The organism is Brevundimonas sp. GW456-12-10-14-LB3, assembly GCF_059424365.1.
The window spans coordinates 77,501-95,050 of the sequence record NZ_JBWKZJ010000001.1 but is presented as its reverse complement, the minus strand read 5'-3'; the positions used below and the strand labels follow the sequence as shown (position 1 = coordinate 95,050).

Sequence of the window (17,550 nt, the reverse complement as noted above, 5' to 3'; positions counted from 1 at the left end):
CCTTTTGCGAGAACCGTCAAATCCTTTTGGTTGTAGCCCTAAGCTCTTGGCTCAATCTCTGCGGGCGCGGCGACACGGCCTGGCCCGCATGTCATTCTCGCGCCTCATGACGCGCGGCCGCGAAGGGGCGCCGGCTCCTGCACGATAGGATGAAGCCCCGCCTCGCGGGCGGTCGGCATGAATGAGGGTGGTTGATGTGCAGCCAGTCACCTGTGGTTCCGCGACAACCGTTCTTCGCTTCACCCATCAGCGCTCTGTGGGCGCTTATATACCTCCCACGCGATGGTCGCTCTTTGCGGCGCGCAGCCGATCGCTGCAGCCCGGGCCCTTAAGTCGCCTATCTGTCGCTCGGCTTAAGCCCCGTCGGACCCCTGACGGCCCGTGAAACGGATCTGCTGTCCGAAGGACAGCTCAAGCGTATTTCCGTCTGGGTCGCTGATGTAGGTCCAGTAGCCGACCGGAGGCGGGCTTTGAACGGGCGGAGACCGCAGGACGCCCCTGCGCCTGGCGAGGTCCGCGAGACGGTCCACTTCGCCCTGATCCCGGCACGCCAGTCCAATGTGCCCAAAGGGACCGAGCGGCGTGTCGTCGAGCTGGTTTGATTCGACCAGCACGACCGTGAAGGCGGTGTGGGGATGGGCCAGCCAGGCGACGCGGCTGATACGGCCCTCCGCACGGCGTTCATGCACCAGCCGCAAGCCGGCGAAGGTTTCATAGAACTCACGACTGCGGTCCATCTCACGGACGACCAGGGCGATGTGGCTCAGGCCACGGTCAAAGGTTGGTGTATCGGACATCGGGCGCTCCCTTGGTGATCGCGCCGACCTTCGTTTATTCACATTCCGTGTGGAAATGGGTGTTTGGTATAACGATCATGCGAATGACTAATGAGCTCGCCGGCATTGATCTCAACCTGCTCGTGGTGCTGGACGCTTTGCTTTCTGAGCGCCATGTGACCCGTGCAGCGCTGAGGCTGAACAAGACCCAGCCCGCCGTCAGCCAGACTCTGGCGCGTCTTCGGGCTCTGCTTGATGATCCGATCCTGGTTCGCAGAGCGGGGAGGCTGGAGCCGACCGCGCGCGCACGGGCGTTGGCCGCGCCCCTTGGCGAGGCCCTCGCCGTGCTCGGAGGGCTTTTGCGGGACGAGGTCTTCAGCCCGCAGACCCTTAGGCGGGCGTTCCGGGTCTCGATGTCCGACTACGCCGCCGAGGTTCTATTGCCGGGGCTGGTCAGGCGCCTTGTTCAAACGGCGCCGGGTGCGGCCTTGCGGCTCGTGTCCCTGGGCCGCGAGGCCGCCCTCGGGGCGGTTCGGTCCGGCGAGATCGATCTGGCGATCGGCGTCTATCCGGGCGTGCGGGACGAGGGCTTGCGCAGTTCGGATCTCTTCATTGATCAATTCGCCTGTCTTGCCGACGAGGCGGCGGGCCTGCCGGCGACCTTGGAGGACTATCTGTCCCGACCTCATGTGGCGGTGGCGGCGTCGCCGGACGACAGGGGCGAGGTGGACGCCGCCTTGAAAGCCTTGGGCCACGCTCGTCGGGTGATCTTCACCCTGCCGCACTGGTCCGTCGCCCCTCGGATTGTCAGAGGGACGGACCTTATCGTGACGGCGGCGCGCCGAAGCCTTGAGGCGCGCCGGGAAGACGGTCTGACCCTCGGGGCCCCGCCGATCGACCTGGCCGGTATTTCGCTTGTCCAGGTCTGGCATGACCGGCGGGACCATGATCACGGTCTGCGTTGGCTCAGAAACGAGATCGAGACGGAAGCGCAGGCGACGCCCTGAGTTGGCGACGTTGAGCTGCAGCCGCCTGTTCGATCCGTGATGATCTCTTGGGTTTCAGGATTTCCGTGATGCGTTGAGACCCAGTAGCACGAGGGTTGGCAGTGTCAGCGTGTAGGCGGCCAGAGGCCAAACTGTGCTGCCGTTGAATAGGATCACGGCCAGGGTCCCAACGAGGCTTACGATCAGGCTCTGGCCCGCAAAGTAGAGCGCGACGGCCAGGCCCGCCTGATCGCCGAAGGCTTCGAGGGCGCCATTCGCCGAGACGGACACGGTCAGGACGATCCCCACCGCCATGATCCAAGACGGGAGGATGACGCTCCCTATGGAGGGCTCGCCGAAGGCGGCGCTCGCGCCGAAACACAGGGCGCTCGCGAGCAGCAGGCCCATGCCCCGCTGAACGGCGCCCGCCACCCCCCATCGGTCCAAGCAAGGGCGAGCGGCATGGGATGCGACGATCATGACGAAAGCCGTGCTGGCGAAGGCGAGGCTGAACTCAAGCTCCGACAGTCCCACCCTTTCGACAAGAATGCGTGGCGCCGTCGAGACGTAGACGAAGAAGGACCCCATCGCGGCTCCAAACGCCAAGGTGTAGATTTGGAAGGCCCAACTGCGGAGAATGGGGCCCGGGCGTGGGCGAGAGGCTTCGCCCAAAGGGCGCGTTTCCGTCCACCGCCAAAGCGCGTGCATCAGGGGCGGAAGCGTCAACGCGGCCAAGAACCAGAAGATCGCCCGCCAGCTCAACTGCGCTGAAACGAGCGCCCCGAGCACGGGTCCGAACGCGGGCACAAAGGCCAACATCGCGCTGAACAGGCCATAGATCCGGACACTCTCCGGCTTGTCGCCGTACACGTCACGGACCGTCGCGAAGGTCGCCACCAGCATCGCCGCGGCGCCCATCGCCTGAGCAAGCCGAAGGACGACGAACGCCCAGCCTGACGCCGCCATCGCCAACAGGCCCGAAGTCACCGCGAACGTGAGCGCGCCGGACAGAAGCACAGGCCGCCGACCGAACCGGTCTGAGAGCGGGCCGAAGATGACTTGCCCGAGGCCGAGGCCGAGGAGGTAGACGCTGAGCGTGAGCTGGATGACGGGTGGATCGGCCTGCAAAGCGGCCGGCATGGCCGGCGTCACGGGCAGATAGATGTCCATCGCCAGCGAGGCGAGCAGGTCAAAGGGCGCCATCAGCAGGATGGCGGTCGGAAGGGCGTGGGCCCAAATGGGCCGGTTGTCGGACATGAGGGATCGCTTCGCGTCAAATGCTGGATTTGACGGCGATCAGCCGGGTGGAGGTCAGCAGATCGCCGCAACAACGGGTTCGTCGTTGCGGCCTATTCGTCCGAGGCCTTCGTGCCACCCATCTCAGGCGCCTCCCGCGTCTTCTTGGTCAGGCTTTGTCTGGACCTAGACAAAGCAAAGGTCCAGCGACCGAAGCCGCGCAGGGCTGTGGCGGCCGACGGGCGCTGTCCGACAAAACCGAAAGCCCTCTGGTGGGGCTTGGCGAGAGGGTCTTCGGCGCAGCCGCCTTAAACCGCACATCGATCGAAGCCGCCTTCAGCCGCCGTCGGTGCGAACGGCGCTCCCGATCCGGTGGCGCGCGTCCACCTTCAGAACGGCTTGTCGTTTCGACGACTCATTCTTCCGCACTGGGTTGGAAAGTCAGTCGCCCGACGAGGCCGCTTCGCCCGCCGCTGCGGTTGGATAAACCGAACTGCCCGCCTTGGGCCTCCGCCAAGGTGCGAACGATGGCGAGGCCGAGGCCGGAACCGGACGCCTGGGAGGGCGCGGCGCGGAAGAATCGGTCTGTAAGGCGGGGAAGGGCGGCCTCATCGACGCCGGGGCCGTGATCCCAGACGCAGACCGCGCCCGTTGTTCGCACATGCACGATGACGGGCGGCGCGCCGTGGTGGAAGGCGTTGTCGATAAGATTGAGGATCTGTTCAGCGATTAGGTCCTCGGCGCCCAGAACGACCACGGCCTCTGCCGGAAGACGAAGGCGTAGAGCGCCGTTCGGGGCGGACCGGCGCGCCTTAGCCATTTGAAAGGCGCGCCGCGCCGCCCGGCCCAGGTCGGCAGACGACTTGATCCGGGCGCCGTCAGCCCGGGCCGTGGAAAGCAACTGGCCGACGAGCCGGGTCATGCCGGCGACCGCGTCGCGGGAGTCGTCGATCAGACGCCTCTCCCGCGCGGTCCAGGTCCTGGGCGCGCCCGCCAGCAGATCGAGATTGGCCGCCACGACCGAAAGCGGGGTGCGCAACTGGTGCGAGGCGTCGGCTGCGAAGCGCTGAACCCCCGACGTCGAGGCCTCAAGCCGCGCCAGGAGATGGTTGAAGGCGGTCAGCACCGGCTGGAATTCGCGGGGCGCCAGGTCGATGTCGGCGGGCGCGAAGTCGGCACGGGGACCGGGGCGGCGCGTCAGGTCGTCGATCAGCCGCTTGAGCGAGTTGAGGCCCCACTTCAAGGCCGGCCAGATCAGAAGCGCGGCCAACAGGACGAGCAGGGTGGGTGGCAGCAGCAGGCTGCGATATAGATCCAACAGGCTGGCGCGTCGCGAGTCCAGGCTCTGAGCCACCGACACGGTGACGGGGGCGGGTCTTCCTGGGATCGTCAGGGTTTGCTGGGCCATGCGAACCGGCACGCCGCGGACGGACAGGTCGGCGAAGATCGGAGCATCCGACGAGGCGTCGGGCAGGCGCGGCAACTCCTCATAGCCTGTGATCAGTCGGCCGCCCTCGCGAACACTGTAGAAGACGGCGTCCCGCTCGGGACCGTCGAGCAGGCCCAGAGTCCAGGGCGCGACATCGACAGTCACCTTGCCGTCGGCGACCGAGACCGTTTCCCGGATGGTCTGCAGCGCCCCCGCCAGGAGGCGGTCGGCCGTCTCCGCCACCACGCGGTGGGCCGTCCAAGCCCCGACCGCCAGCACCACGACGGCGAACAGGGCCAGGGGCGCGACCTGGGCGATCAGCAGACGTGTCACCAGACTGTGGGGGCGGCGCGAGCCGGGCGCCTCGCTCATGGATCGAGACGATAGCCGCGACCGCGGATATTGGTCACGGCGGGGCCGTCAGGCTGCAACTGGCGCCTCAGCCGACCGACATGGATCTCCAGGGCGTTGAGCGAGGGAGCCTCATCCTGCGGAAAGACTTCGGCCGCCAACAACTCCCGATCCACCACCTGGCCAGCGCGCGAGGCCAGAACGCGCAGGGCCGCCCATTCGCGCGGACGGAGCGACAGTTCCCGGTCATTGACCTGGGCCCGGCCGGCGTCCCAGTCGCAGACCAGTGAGCCGACGATCGCGGCGCCCGCCGCCCGACCCTGGCGTCGACGCACGATCGCTCTCAATCGGGCGATCAGTTCCGAAGGGGCGAAGGGTTTGACGAGATAGTCATCAGCGCCGAAATCCAGTCCCGCCACCCGGTCGCCCAGGGCGTCGCGCGCGGTCAGCATCAGGACGGGCGTCTGCGATCCCCGCCGTCTGAAGGCCTTCAGGACCTCGAAACCGTCGATGTCGGGAAGGCCGATGTCCAACACGGCGGCGTCGAACCGCTCCGTCGCTTCCAGATGAAGGGCTTGGTCCCCGCTGTCGGTGGAGCGGAGTTCGAAACCGACCGCCAGAAGGCTGGCCTCGAGCGAATGCCGAAGCGCCTTGTCATCCTCGACGACCAGTATTCTCATGGCGATGCGAAGGAGCGGATCATGAACGGTACAATAGCGGGAAACCCGCCCCGGTGAAGACGGATCGCCGACATCTGCTTCTCGGGCTCGCGGGGGCGGGGGTTTCGGCCTGCGCGGGCGAGCCGGACGGGGTCGCGACGGCGCCCCGCGTCCGATGGCTTGCCAGGCGCGAGGGCGGGCTGCACATCCTCACGAACACCAGCCTGATGGGGCCTGTGCTGGCGGCGTTTCAACGGCGCTGGCCCGAGATCGCGGTGCGGCTCGAGGACATCAACTCGACCCTGATCGCGAACCGAGTCCAGTCCCGCGCCGCCTCCGGACTGGAGGGGCCGGATCTGGTCTGGAGCACGGCGATGGACGTGCAGGTCAAGCTGATCAATGACGGCTACGCCCAAGTTTATCGATCGCCGCATCGGGCGGCCATGCCGGACGGCTCGGTCTGGCGAGACCAGGCGTTCGGTGTGACGGCCGAGCCCGTCGTCTTCGCCTATAATCGCAGGCGGTTGCCGTCGGAGATCGTGCCGCGCAGCCACGCCCAACTGCTCGAACGGCTGTCTACCGACGCGGACCGGTTTTTCCGCCGGGTCACCCTGTATGACGCCGAACGCAGCGGGGTGGCGCTTCTGCAACTGTCGGCCGACATCCAGATCTATCCCGACGCTTGGGCCCTGATGACTGCCCTGGGGTCTACTCATCCGCGTGCCGATACGTCCGGCCAAAGGATGATGGGCCAACTGGCTGAGGGCCGCATGGCCTTCGCCTACAATATGAACCAGTCTTACGGGGCGTCGTGGGTCGCCCGGGCGCCCGATATCGGCCTGGTTACGCCAGAGGACTATCATCTGTCCGTCTCGCGCGTGGCCTTCATACCCCGCAACGCGGCCCACCCCAACGCCGCCCGGCTTTTTCTGGATTTTCTTTTATCGCGTGAAGGGCAAAGGATCATCGCCGGCCTGGGGGTCCGCCCAGCTCGCGGCGACATTCTTACCGAGCGTCGCGCCTCTATCCCCGGCGCTCGGCCGGTCCGTGTGGGACCGGCCTTGCTCGCCAATCTCGATCAGGCGCGTCGCGAGGGGCTTCTGCAGCGTTGGCGGGCCGCCATGCAGGCGGCGGAACGGGCGCCGGACGACCCTAGGGCCCCCTAAGGCTTTCCTGTGGATAAGTCTCTTTCTTCTGAAGGCGGTGTTTCTGTCACCTCGCTTTCACCGATCCTGCGGTGACCGATAGTCGCTCGGCGACAAACGACTGACGCGCTTCAAAAGCGGCATGTAACTGCATGAATGTGAAAATAGAAGCATTATCCTTGCGAGGCGTGCCGATTTGACAGGCATTCGTTGGTCGATCTTACTCGCTTCAGCAAGGCGGGAGAGATCGGTTCCCGCCGACGCCGAAGGCGCAACCGCCCCGGAAACGCTCAGGCAAACGGACCGTCTTGCTGAAGGAACGCTGGAGAGAAGGTCGAATCCGGGGGATGCGGCCTCGCCGAAGGAGAAAGGGTCGGCGAACGGCCTGAAGCTCTCAGGCCCAATGACAGCGGGGGCGAACGGGCGCCGCAGAGCGCCGGTCGCATTGGGCAACCCTGGGGAGGGGCGTCATCGCCATGAGGAATCTCGCTTTGTCTCGTCTTAATCGCAACCTGACCTATTATTGCAGCGCCATCGCGCTGATGGCCTGCGCCACCTCTGTCCATGCCCAGGAGGCGGGCGCTCCAGAGGATGCGGCCTCGGTCGATGACATTGTCGTCACCGCCTCGCGGATCGACCGCGCCGGCTTCGAGGCGCCGACGCCGACCATCCATCTTTCCGCCGAGGATCTGTCGGTTGGCGCGCGGCCGAATATCGCCGCCGCCCTCAACGACATGCCTCAATTCCGCGCCACCACATCGGCCCAGACGACCGGCACCAACACCGGTGCGGGCAATGCGCCGGTCGATCTGCGCGGCTTGGGCATCAACCGGACCCTAGTCCTGATCGATGGGCGTCGCGTGTCCAGCGAGAACGATCTGAACGCCGTGCCGTCGGTGCTGGTCAAGAGCGTCGACGTGGTTACGGGCGGCGCATCGGCCGCCTGGGGCTCAGGCGCCGTCGCCGGCGTAGTGAACATCGGCATTGATCGCTATTTCAGCGGCGGCAAGCTGGGCGCCGAATACGGCGTGTCCTCCTACGACGACGCTGAGCAGGAACGGTTCGAAGGCGCCTGGGGCGCGGACTTCGCCGACGGGCGCGGCCACTTCGTCATCGGCGGCGAATACCTGGACAACGAAGGCGTCATCCCCAAAGCGTCGCGCCCGAATATCGGCCGATGGGCCACCGTCAACGGCGCCCTGCAGCCGGACGTCGGCTTCGCCAACGCCGCTTACGGCGGTCTGATCCTGTCGGGCGTGAACCGCGGTAAGGTGTTTAACCCGGACGGCACGCTTCGGCCTTTCGATTACGGCACCGTCAGCGGAACCAACTCGATCGGCGGCGAAGGTCCGTCCAATGACGATCTCAGCCCGTTGGTCACGCCGCAGCGCCGCTACACCGGGCTGGCCAGCGCCGTCTATGAGATCAATGACAAGCTGCGGGTCACGGCTGACGTCCGTCACTCGCGGATGTGGAACGACTATGTCTGGTTCGGCGATCACGATCGCGGCGATCTGACGATCAGCATCGACAACGCCTTCTTGTCGTCCACGATCAAGCAGCAGATGGCGGCCGCTGGCCAGACGTCCTTCACCTTCGGACGTTTCAACTCTGATCTGTCCTATTCCACGATCGATTTCGAGCGCGTCACCACCCAGGCCACTCTGGCCGTGGACGGCGAGTTCGGCGACAGCTGGCGCTGGGGCGCCTACTACAGCCACGGCGAGTTCGAGAATAATATCGATACGCCCGGTTTTCTGCTGAAGACCGAATTCGCCAATGCGGTCGATTCCGTAATCGATCCCGTGAGCGGTCGAGCCGTCTGCCGCGTGACCCTGACCAATCCCAACTCGGGCTGCGTGCCGATCAATCTCTTTGGCCTGGGCGCGCCGTCTCAGGAAGCCATCGATTATGTCACCGGCACGCCTCAGCAGCGGGCCACCACCAAGCTGGACGTCGCCGGCGTCAGCCTGCGTGGCGAGCCCTTCAGCCTGCCGGCCGGCGACGTGTCGATCGCCGTCGGCCTGGAAGCCCGCAAGGAGCAGACCGATCAGCGTATTGGCGAGCTGGACGCGGCCAAGGCCTTCAAGACGTTCAGCTTCTCGGCCATGTCCGGCGAGTTCAGCGTGAAGGAGGCCTTCGCCGAAGTCCTGGTCCCGATCGTCAAGGATCTGCCGATCCTGAACGACCTGCAGTTCAATGCTGCAGCTCGCATCTCGGACTACGACACCACGGGCTCGATCTGGTCTTGGAAGGTTGGCGCCACCAACGAGTTCTTCCCCGGCTTCCGCGGCCGTGTGACTCAGTCGCGCGATATCCGTTCGGCCAATCTTTCGGAGCTGTTCACCACCACCACCACCGGCTGGAACAACATCAATGACCCGGCCAAGAACGGGGCTTTAGTTTATACGCTGAACAACGGCGGCGGTAATCCCAACCTCCGCCCGGAGACCGCCGATACACTGACCCTGGGCGTCACCTATTCGCCGCCTTCGATCCCAGGCCTGAACCTGTCGCTGGATTATTACGACATCAAGATCGACGACGTGATCACGACGATTGCGCCGCAGGATCTGGTCAACCGCTGCTACAACGGCAACCTCGACCTCTGCTCCAAGGTCGAGCGCGACTCGGCGGGCAATCTGGTCCGCACCATGTCCACCTATGTGAACCTGGCCGAGTACCACACGGACGGGATCGACGCCGAGGCCTCCTACGCCTCCGACGCCGACCTCTGGGTTCCGGGCGCGACGGGCCGGGTGATGATGCGCTTGGTCGGCACCTGGGTGAACAGCCTGACCACGGACGACGGCGTGACCAAGATCGAATATGTCGAATCCCAGGGCTATTCTTTCGGCCTGGGCGTACCCAAGCTGCGGGTCAACGCCAGCCTCGGCTGGAAGGGCGAGGTGTTCGGTGCGAACCTGCGCGCGCGCTACATCTCGGCGGGCGACTACAACAGCACCGTCGCCATCTCGAACAACCACATCGACGCCTTCACCTATGTCGATCTAGGGCTGACGGCCGACCTGGCGCACTACGGCGCAAACGGGGTCGAGCTGTACGCCAATGCGACCAACCTGTTCGACAAGGACCCGCCGGTCGGGTCGCTCTATTCGCCGTATTACGACGTCATCGGTCGGTACGTCACGGTTGGCGCGCGGTACCGCTTCTAGTTCTGGTTCTGCGCTCCGGATCGCCGGCCCCGCTCCTCCATTGGGCCGGCGATCTCCCCTTCTGCTCCCCCATTTTTCACACGGTCTGTGCCATGATTTCCCGTCTGCCGATGGCTCTCCTGCTCGCCCTGAGCGTCGCTCCTGCGGCCCTTGCCGAGGCGCCCAAGCCCGCCGCCATCGTCGCCGACGGCCTTCCCGCCGTGCCCGACGATCTGGTCGCGGCGACCCAGCCCTATCTTCAGACGCGCCGTGCGACCTTCCTGGGCTGGAACGCCGCCGATCAGTCAATGCTGATCAAGACGCGGTTCGGCGCCACGGATCAGCTTCACGTCGTGGCTGCTCCTGACGGCGCCCGAACCCAGATCAGTTTCGAGGCCGAGCCGATCCTGGCCGGCGCCCTGTCGCCCAACGGTCAGACCCTTCTTGTCCAGAAGGACAACGGGGGCGACGAATTCTATCAACTCTACACCCTGGCCGCAGGTCGGTTGAGCCTGATTACGGACGGCAAGAGCCGCAATTGGTTCGGCGCCTGGAGTCGGGACGGCAAGCGGGTCGGCTACGCCTCATCGCGTCGCAACGGCGCGGACATGGACCTTTATGTGGTCGATCCCGCCGACCCCTCGACCGACCGTCTGGTGGCCCAGGTGTCCGGCGGCGGCTGGAACATCGCCGACTTCTCCAGGGACGGGACCAAGGCCCTGGTCCTGAACCGGATGTCGATCAACAGGGCCGTTGTCTATGAGCTGGACCTCGCCTCGGGCCGGATGACGCCGCTGACCGACCCCGTCGCGCAGGTCTCCTATGTCGATCCTCAGTACGGGCCCGACGGCGCCGTCTGGGCGACCTCGAACAAGGATTCCGACTTCCTGCGTCTGGGGCGGATCGTGCGGAACGGCTTTGTGCCGGTCAGCACAGAAGCCCGCTGGGATGTCAGCGACTACGCCGTCGCTCCGGACGGCGACTTCATCGCCTATGCGGTCAACGAGGCTGGGATATCGCGGCTGAAGGTTATGGATGTCGCGACCGGCGCCGTCCGGGTCGTCACAGGTCTGCCGGAAGGCGTCATCCCCTACAGCATCGGCCCGGCCATCGACATCGCCCCATGGGGCGCGATCGGTCTCAGCCTGTCGTCCGCGCGCGTCTCCGGCGACGCCTTCTCCGTCGATCCGACCACCCTGGCCGTCACCCAATGGACCCATAGCGAGACGGGCGGTCTGGACCCTGCTGTCAACGTCGAGCCGCAACTGGTCGAGGTGAGGAGCTTCGACGGCGAGACGGTGTCCGGCTTCCTCTACCGGCCCGACCCCGCCGAATTCCCCGGCAAGCGGCCGCTGATTGTCGATATCCACGGCGGTCCTGAAGGCCAGACGCGCCCCGATTTCCTGGGCGCGCAGAACTATCTGTTAAACGAGATGGGCGTGGCCCTTTTCTTCCCGAACGTGCGCGGCTCGTCCGGCTTCGGCACCCGGTTCGTCAATCTGGACAACGGCCCGTTCCAGCGCGAGAATTCGGTCAAGGACATCGGCGCTTTCCTGGACGCGCTCGAGGTCGATCCCACCCTTGACGCCTCGCGCTTCGCCGTCACCGGCGTCTCCTACGGCGGCTACATGTGCTACGCCGCCGCCGTGCATTACAGCGACCGGCTGAAGGGGGCGAACTGCTATGTCGCCATCTCCAACTTTGTCACCTTCCTAGAAAACACCCAGTCGTATCGCCGCGACCTGAGACGGGTGGAATACGGCGACGAACGGGATCCGGCTCAGCGCGCCCAGCTTCACGCCATCTCCCCCCTGACCAGCGTCGACAAGATCACCATTCCGCTTCTGGTCGCCACCGGTGGAAACGATCCCCGCGTCCCGGCCTCCGAAGCCGACCAGATCGTTAGCGCGGTCCGCAGCCGCGGAGGCACGGCCTGGCACCTGCTGGCCCAGAACGAGGGCCACGGCTTCCACAAGAAGGAGAACGAGGACTACTATTTCTGGACCAGCCTTCTGTTCTGGAAACAGACCCTGCTGGGCGAGGCGGCGCGCTAGGCGACACGGTTCCAGTCACGCTCCATGTTCTTCAAACGCCTTGTCGCGGCGGGCGCGGCCCTCGTCGTGCTCGCTGCGGCGCCCGCCACGTCCCAGACCCGTCCTCCGGTTCGTACCGACCATCATGTCCATGTCCACGCCCCGGCCATTCGGGAGATTCTGACGGCCTATTGCGACAGTCCGGGGCGGATCAGCGCCTGTGATCCAGCCTTCGTCAAACCACTGACGGCCAAAGATCTTCTGGCGGATATGGACCAGACGGGCGTCCAGACGGCTTGGATCATGTCCACGGCCTATCTGGCCGAGAGCCCGATGATGGTTCCGCCGCTGGCCGACGCGGCCGACCGCGTCCATGTCGCCAACGCCTTCACCGTGGCCATCGCGGCCGCACATCCCGAGCGGCTGGTCGCCTTCATCTCGGTCAATCCGCTGGCGCCCGAGGCTCTGGCCGAAATCGAAGCGTGGAAAGGCGAGCCTTTTGCAAAGGGATTGAAGCTGCATCTGACCAACTCGGGCGTCGATCTTCGCGATCCCGGTCAGGTTCGCCGTCTTGCCGCCGTCTTCGACGCCGCCTCGGACGCCGGCCTGACCATCATGATCCACATGCGAACCCGCGCCTCCGACTATGGCGCCCAGGATGTGCGCGTCTTCGTCGAACAGGTTCTGCCTCATGCACGCGGCGTCCCGGTTGTCATCGCCCATTCGGGCGGCTGGGGCGGACTGGATGCGAACACTTGGGACGCGCTGGAGGCCTTCCGGCAGTCGCTGGCGACGGATCACAAGCGTTTTCCAAACCTCTATTTCGACCTAGCCCAGGTCTTCGACGCCGACACGCCGCCCGGAGATCGCGAAAGGCTGGTCGATCTGATGCGACGGATCGGCGTCGATCGGTTCGTACCAGGATCCGACTGGCCGTTCTCGGGCCCTCTGGACGCCTATCTGAACGACGCCATGGCCTTGTTGCCGCTGACTTCAGACGAGGCCGAAGCGTTACGGCTGAGGCAGGTCGAGCTAAAAACTGGGGCATAATCTCCGGGCGGCGTGCGAACCAGGTGGGCAGGGGCGCCCGCAGCCGAACTGAAAGTCCGGGGTTCAGCGGGACCAGGTCCAGCGTTCCGCCGATCCGGGCCGCGCGGCGGCTCATGTCGGGCAGGCTCTTGCCGCCATCCCGCAGCCTTGGGGCAGGTCCATGCCGTCGTCCGAGACCGATATGACGACGGCCTCGGACTCGCTCTCAAGGCGGATGTCCACGCGAGACGCCTGGGCGTGTTTGACCGCGTTGGTGATCGCCTCCTGAAGAATACGGTAGATGTTGATCCTGGCCTCCGGACTGAAACCCTCGACGGGCGCGCCCGGCGCGGCGGTCCAGGTCAGTTCGATACCCACCAGACGCAGGCGGGGCGCCATGCGCTCATGGAAAATGGCGATGGCGACCTCCAGCGAGTCATCCACGCCATTCATCGAGTCGATGATCAGCCGCAGATCGTCGATGGCGATCCGCACGCCCTGGCGCAGGGTTTCGACATCGGGCGCGCCGCCTCTCAACTGGGCCAGCGAGACCAGATGGCCGCCGACTCCGTCGTGCATGTCGGCACCCGGCGCTGGCGCTCCTCATTGATGGCGATCATTCGCTCCTGCTCTCTGAGGCGCAGTTAGGTGGAGCGGATCTCGGCCTCCTTGAGCTGCACCTGTTCCGCCAGACGTTCGCGCGCCATGGTGGCGCCTCGGCCGGAGCAACCGGCCCTCACAAGGTGTTCGTGTTGGACGACGGTTGAGGGGCGCGCTGTGGAGCGCAACTCAAAGTTTACGTTCTGAGGCCACACCGCCGCCATGACAGGCAAGAACTCCGACTATTCGATAGACGCCTTGTGCCGCGCCAACCGGACCTCCGCTCCGGAGGGACGGTTTGAGACTGTGTTGAAATGGATGACGGTGATCGGTGTCGGGGCGCTGATCGTCACGATACTGGGTGGGCTTCTCGCCCTGAACGCGGCGACGATCAGAGCGTGGCTCAAGCCGGTCGTTGCCGGAGCCTTCCTGCTGGGGCTCGGTCTCGTGGGCCTAAGCTGGGTCTTCAGCTTCGGCGTCCTTGTCCGGGAACTTCATGCGAGATCACAGGGGCGGTTCCAGCGCAGCCACGATTTGGCGGCTTCCTTTGCCGGGGAGGTAGCGGATCAGTTCTCGAAGGACGAGATCACAAGTCGGCTGAAATCCGTGCGTCTCGAGTTGAAGCTCAACGCGCGCACCCCGGACAAGCTACCGATCGCCGTTGGTCTCATCGCGACGAGCGCGGCCGCCGTACGGTTCATCGTCTCTCCGGAGGGAGAGCTTGCGGTCGGAGCGGCCGCCAATCTCAAGTCCGCCGTGGAGGGGGGCGATCCGGCCGGGGCCCTCGGCGCGCTCGCCACCGGCCTCGCCCCGGAGCTGGCCATTATCGGGTTCGGCGTCCTGCTCGGCAGCTACATCGTGCGGGGGATGATCCACACGGATCACGAACGCCTCCTCAGAACGGAGAGCCTTCTGGAAAGGGCCGAGGCGATCGCCCGTTCGCCCAAGAAGCCCGTCGCCGTCCCATCAGGCCCAGCGACATGACGCGGGAGAGATGACCTGTCGTGGCGCACCAGCGACATCAAGATCGCCGTTCGCGTCGCCTTATGACCAGATGGCTAGCGTCGCTGGATCAGGCGGGGAACGTCATAGCGCTTGCCGTCAAATGAAAGGCGGATCGTGCGAGGCGCGACCGCTTGGTCGGTCGTGCTGCACTCACCGTTCTTGGCCTCCCTAGACGTGCTCTGAGTGATCCGCTCCAGCACCGAAATATCCTGCCCCTTCTGGCCCGGGACCATTCGAAGGATCCGCTCGGTCACAACAGTCTCGCCGGCGCAGGACAGATCCCATTGCCCTTGACTGCGTTCGACGATCAGGTCGTCTAAGACTAACGCGAGGGCCGCGCCCCGTGGCTCGTAGAGGGACAGCGTGGTTTCCTTGAACGGGTTAGGGCGCGAACTGCCGACCCATTCGCGTCTCACGCCAAACGCCAGTCGATCTGGCCCGAGGCTGTATGGCGCAGTGTCGAAAGAAATTCGGGAAAGCCGGACAGCGTCGTCGTCCATGGCGTGGGGAATGCGGAGCCGATGGCGCGGCGTGCCGGTTGGCTCGTCGACGACGAGCACATCAAAGATCACCCAGCGTCGAATCCACGCCAACCTCAGCAATAAGCGGGATGGCGACCAGAAGCAGTCCTGGCCTTCCCCGCCGGCGAAGACAGAAGGGCGTGAGGGTTTATCGACGAGGGCGAGGGCAGGGTGAGCGTGCGATTTCCAGTTTTCATAGTGCGCTCGCCGTCCGCGACCGCATTGGGGTAGGCTTGACGAACGATCGCCCCGATGTCCCCGCATTCCTGATCCTGTGCACGCGCGAGCGTCGGCAAGCACAGCGCCAACATCAGCGTCGCCAGACTCCATCCGCCGACCGTCCGCATGGTCTCTCCCTTCACAGCTTTTGACAGCCGCTGAACTATGGTCTGTTGCCGATAGACATTGAGCATCGTTTTCGTCACGGAAGTTCCCGGTCAATGGGAAGTCGGGGCCTTGGCTTGGGGCAAGTGGATCGATCCGTAGGGGACGCCGTCCATCCTGGCAAAGGCGACCAATTCTCCTACGGATCGACGACGGAGACTCCCAATGGGAAGCCACGACGCGCTTCTTCGTCCAGGCGATAGGCCTAGTAGGCGACCGGCCGATAGATCCAGGTTTTTATGAATCCTTTAGGCGAAGGGCTGGGAGTCACATCGCGCCATTATGCGTCTTGATGGTCCTGTCCCGCTCGAACTTTGAGCGAGGAGGCCGACATGGCCGATGTGATCTTTCTGGCGATCGGGGCAGGGGCGTTCGCCGTCTTCGCCCTGCTGGCCACAGCGTTGAAGCGGGTGTGACGATGATCGCCATGCTCTGGGGGGCGGGGGCGCTTGTCGTCGCCGTTTACATGGTCGCGGCGCTGCTGCGGCCCGAGCGGTTCTGAGGAACCGGGACGGATTTCATGAACATTCAAGGATGGGGCGAGATCGCCGTGACCCTTGGGCTGGCCGTCATGCTCGGCTGGCCCATCGGCATTTATATGTCGCGCGTCTGGAACGGCGAGCGGACCTGGCTGGACCCGATGTTGAAGCCGGTCGAGGCCGTCTTTTACGGCGCGGCGGGCGTCGATCCGAAACGCAGCCAAGGCTGGCTGGCATATGCCGGCGCCCTGCTGGCCTTCAACCTGGCGGGCTTTGTGCTGCTGTACGCCATCCTGCGTCTGCAGGGCTTGCTGCCGCTGAACCCGCAGGGGTTTGCGGGCGTGTCGCCGCACCTGGCCTTCAACACCGCCGTCAGCTTTGTCACCAACACCAACTGGCAGAGCTATGGCGGGGAGGCGACGATGTCGACCTTCAGCCAAATGGTCGGGCTGACGGTACAGAACTTCGTGTCGGCTGCGACCGGGGCGACCATAGCGGCGGCCCTGGCGCGGGCCTTCGTCGCCCATCGCGGCGAGGGCGTCGGCAACTTCTGGGCCGACCTGACGCGGACCACCCTCTATGTGCTGCTGCCCGCCGCCTTCGTGCTGGCGGTCGTTCTGGGCGGACTGGGCGTTGTGCAGAGCCTGGCGGCGAACGTTCAGGCGACAGGCGTCGAGGGCGGGTCCCAGAGCCTGCCGCTGTTTCCGGCGGCCAGCCAGGTGGCGATCAAACAGTTGGGCATCAACGGCGGCGGCGTCTTCAACGTCAACGGCGCCCATCCCTTCGAGAACCCCAACGCCATCACCAATCTTCTCAGCGCCGTGGCGATCAACGTCATGGGTTGGGCGGCCTTCTTCGCCTTCGGCCGCACGGCTCTGGCGGGACGCGACGTCCGCGCTCTTGCGGCGGCGGCGCTGATCCTGCTGAGCGTCGCCAGCGCGGCCATGTATGTGATTGAGACCCAGCCGGCCCCGGCCCTGGTCGCGGCCCAGGTGGACGCCTCGGTCAATATGGAGGGCAAGGAGGTCCGCTTCGGCGCGCCCGCCTCGACCGTCTGGTCCGTGGTCACGACCGGCGCCTCGAACGGCTCGGTCAATTCGATGCACGCCAGCTATATGCCGCTGGGCGGGGCCTTGCAGATGTTCCTGATGCAGCTGGGCGAGATCCTGCCCGGCGGGATCGGGTCGGGCATCGCCATCATGGTGGTCATGGCCCTGCTGTCGGTCTTCGTCGCCGGCCTGATGGTCGGACGGACGCCCGAATATCTGGGCAAGAAGATCGAGGCGCGCGAGATCCAGTTCGCCATGATCGCGGTGCTGGTTCTGCCGCTGGCCATCCTGGGCTTCGCGGCGGTCAGTGCAGTGTTCCCCAACGCCTTGGCGGGGCTGCTGAACGACGGCCCGCATGGCCTTTCGGAGATCCTCTACGCCTACACCTCGGCGGCGGCGAACAACGGCTCTGCCTTTGCGGGTCTGACCGCCAACGCCCCCTGGTGGAACACGACCCTGGGTCTGGGGATGCTGTTCGGTCGGTTTGTTCCGGCCGTCGCCGTTCTGGCCATCGCCGGCAGTTTGGTCGTCAAGCCCAAGCTGGCGCCCAGCGCCGGCGCACTGCCCACCGACAACGGCCTGTTCATCGGCCTGCTGATCGGCGTGATCCTCATCCTCGGCGGCCTGCAGTTCCTACCCGCCCTCGCCCTGGGACCGATCGTCGAGCACTTCCAGGTGCTCGCGGCGGTCGCCGGCGCCTGATCCTTCGGACA

The 17,550-nt window shown here is 65.4% G+C and carries 15 protein-coding genes and 1 riboswitch; of the genes, 8 read left to right on the top strand and 7 right to left on the bottom strand.

Annotation, left to right across the window (positions count from 1 at the left end; all coding sequences use genetic code 11):
- Positions 1-353: 353 nt before the first annotated feature.
- Positions 354-797: a VOC family protein gene (locus AC07XS_RS00460; RefSeq protein ID WP_182713111.1), complete on the bottom strand. Its 444-nt coding sequence runs from the start codon at positions 795-797 to the stop codon at positions 354-356.
- Between the two features lie 83 nt (positions 798-880).
- Between AC07XS_RS00460 and AC07XS_RS00455 the strand changes: the two genes are divergently transcribed.
- Positions 881-1,783, top strand: coding sequence for a LysR family transcriptional regulator (locus AC07XS_RS00455; protein ID WP_182713110.1), 903 nt, complete (start codon positions 881-883; stop codon positions 1,781-1,783).
- A 54-nt stretch (positions 1,784-1,837) separates the two neighbouring features.
- Here the strand turns inward: AC07XS_RS00455 and cml are convergent, their stop codons facing one another.
- The 3 genes from cml to AC07XS_RS00440 all read right to left on the bottom strand — a co-directional run bounded on the left by cml (position 1,838) and on the right by AC07XS_RS00440 (position 5,458).
- Positions 1,838-3,019, bottom strand: coding sequence for a CmlA/FloR family chloramphenicol efflux MFS transporter (gene cml / locus AC07XS_RS00450; protein WP_182713109.1), 1,182 nt, complete (start codon positions 3,017-3,019; stop codon positions 1,838-1,840).
- A gap of 394 nt (positions 3,020-3,413) precedes the next feature.
- Positions 3,414-4,799 carry a sensor histidine kinase N-terminal domain-containing protein gene (locus tag AC07XS_RS00445; RefSeq protein ID WP_182713108.1) on the bottom strand — a complete coding sequence of 462 codons (1,386 nt, stop codon included), beginning with the start codon at positions 4,797-4,799 and terminating at the stop codon, positions 3,414-3,416.
- Positions 4,796-5,458: a response regulator transcription factor gene (locus tag AC07XS_RS00440; RefSeq protein ID WP_182713107.1), complete on the bottom strand. Its 663-nt coding sequence runs from the start codon at positions 5,456-5,458 to the stop codon at positions 4,796-4,798. Before AC07XS_RS00440 ends, AC07XS_RS00445 begins: the two co-directional genes overlap by 4 nt.
- Positions 5,459-5,511: 53 nt before the next feature.
- On the opposite strand from AC07XS_RS00440, the gene AC07XS_RS00435 reads away from it, so the two are divergent.
- From AC07XS_RS00435 to AC07XS_RS00420, 4 genes are all read left to right on the top strand, one after another.
- Positions 5,512-6,603 carry an ABC transporter substrate-binding protein gene (locus AC07XS_RS00435; RefSeq protein WP_182713106.1) on the top strand — a complete coding sequence of 364 codons (1,092 nt, stop codon included), beginning with the start codon at positions 5,512-5,514 and terminating at the stop codon, positions 6,601-6,603.
- Positions 6,604-6,810: 207 nt separating this feature from the next.
- Positions 6,811-6,898: riboswitch (glycine riboswitch) on the top strand.
- Between the two features lie 175 nt (positions 6,899-7,073).
- On the top strand, positions 7,074-9,758 hold the full coding sequence (locus AC07XS_RS00430) for a TonB-dependent receptor domain-containing protein (RefSeq protein ID WP_321207899.1): 2,685 nt from the start codon (positions 7,074-7,076) through the stop codon (positions 9,756-9,758).
- A 110-nt stretch (positions 9,759-9,868) separates the two neighbouring features.
- The gene (locus AC07XS_RS00425; RefSeq protein WP_321207898.1) at positions 9,869-11,791 is read left to right on the top strand and encodes a prolyl oligopeptidase family serine peptidase; all 1,923 of its coding nucleotides are present in this window, start codon (positions 9,869-9,871) and stop codon (positions 11,789-11,791) included.
- A gap of 24 nt (positions 11,792-11,815) precedes the next feature.
- Positions 11,816-12,820 (top strand): amidohydrolase family protein, encoded by a 1,005-nt coding sequence (locus tag AC07XS_RS00420; protein ID WP_182713103.1) that lies wholly within the window; start codon positions 11,816-11,818, stop codon positions 12,818-12,820.
- A 111-nt stretch (positions 12,821-12,931) separates the two neighbouring features.
- Here the strand turns inward: AC07XS_RS00420 and AC07XS_RS00415 are convergent, their stop codons facing one another.
- Positions 12,932-13,378: an ATP-binding protein gene (locus AC07XS_RS00415; protein WP_182713102.1), complete on the bottom strand. Its 447-nt coding sequence runs from the start codon at positions 13,376-13,378 to the stop codon at positions 12,932-12,934.
- Between the two features lie 243 nt (positions 13,379-13,621).
- Here AC07XS_RS00415 and AC07XS_RS00410 point away from each other — a divergent pair, with 243 nt between their 5' ends.
- Positions 13,622-14,383 carry a hypothetical protein gene (locus AC07XS_RS00410; protein ID WP_182713101.1) on the top strand — a complete coding sequence of 254 codons (762 nt, stop codon included), beginning with the start codon at positions 13,622-13,624 and terminating at the stop codon, positions 14,381-14,383.
- 74 nt (positions 14,384-14,457) lie between these two features.
- Here the strand turns inward: AC07XS_RS00410 and AC07XS_RS00405 are convergent, their stop codons facing one another.
- Positions 14,458-14,976: a PA3715 family protein gene (locus AC07XS_RS00405; protein ID WP_182713100.1), complete on the bottom strand. Its 519-nt coding sequence runs from the start codon at positions 14,974-14,976 to the stop codon at positions 14,458-14,460.
- Between the two features lie 23 nt (positions 14,977-14,999).
- Positions 15,000-15,350 carry a hypothetical protein gene (locus tag AC07XS_RS00400; protein WP_182713099.1) on the bottom strand — a complete coding sequence of 117 codons (351 nt, stop codon included), beginning with the start codon at positions 15,348-15,350 and terminating at the stop codon, positions 15,000-15,002.
- A 377-nt stretch (positions 15,351-15,727) separates the two neighbouring features.
- Here AC07XS_RS00400 and AC07XS_RS00395 point away from each other — a divergent pair, with 377 nt between their 5' ends.
- Both AC07XS_RS00395 and kdpA read left to right on the top strand, forming a co-directional pair.
- Positions 15,728-15,811 carry a potassium-transporting ATPase subunit F gene (locus AC07XS_RS00395; protein WP_082503478.1) on the top strand — a complete coding sequence of 28 codons (84 nt, stop codon included), beginning with the start codon at positions 15,728-15,730 and terminating at the stop codon, positions 15,809-15,811.
- An 18-nt stretch (positions 15,812-15,829) separates the two neighbouring features.
- Complete coding sequence (gene kdpA, locus AC07XS_RS00390) at positions 15,830-17,539, top strand: potassium-transporting ATPase subunit KdpA (protein WP_054765929.1); 1,710 nt, start codon at positions 15,830-15,832, stop codon at positions 17,537-17,539.
- Positions 17,540-17,550: the final 11 nt, after the last annotated feature.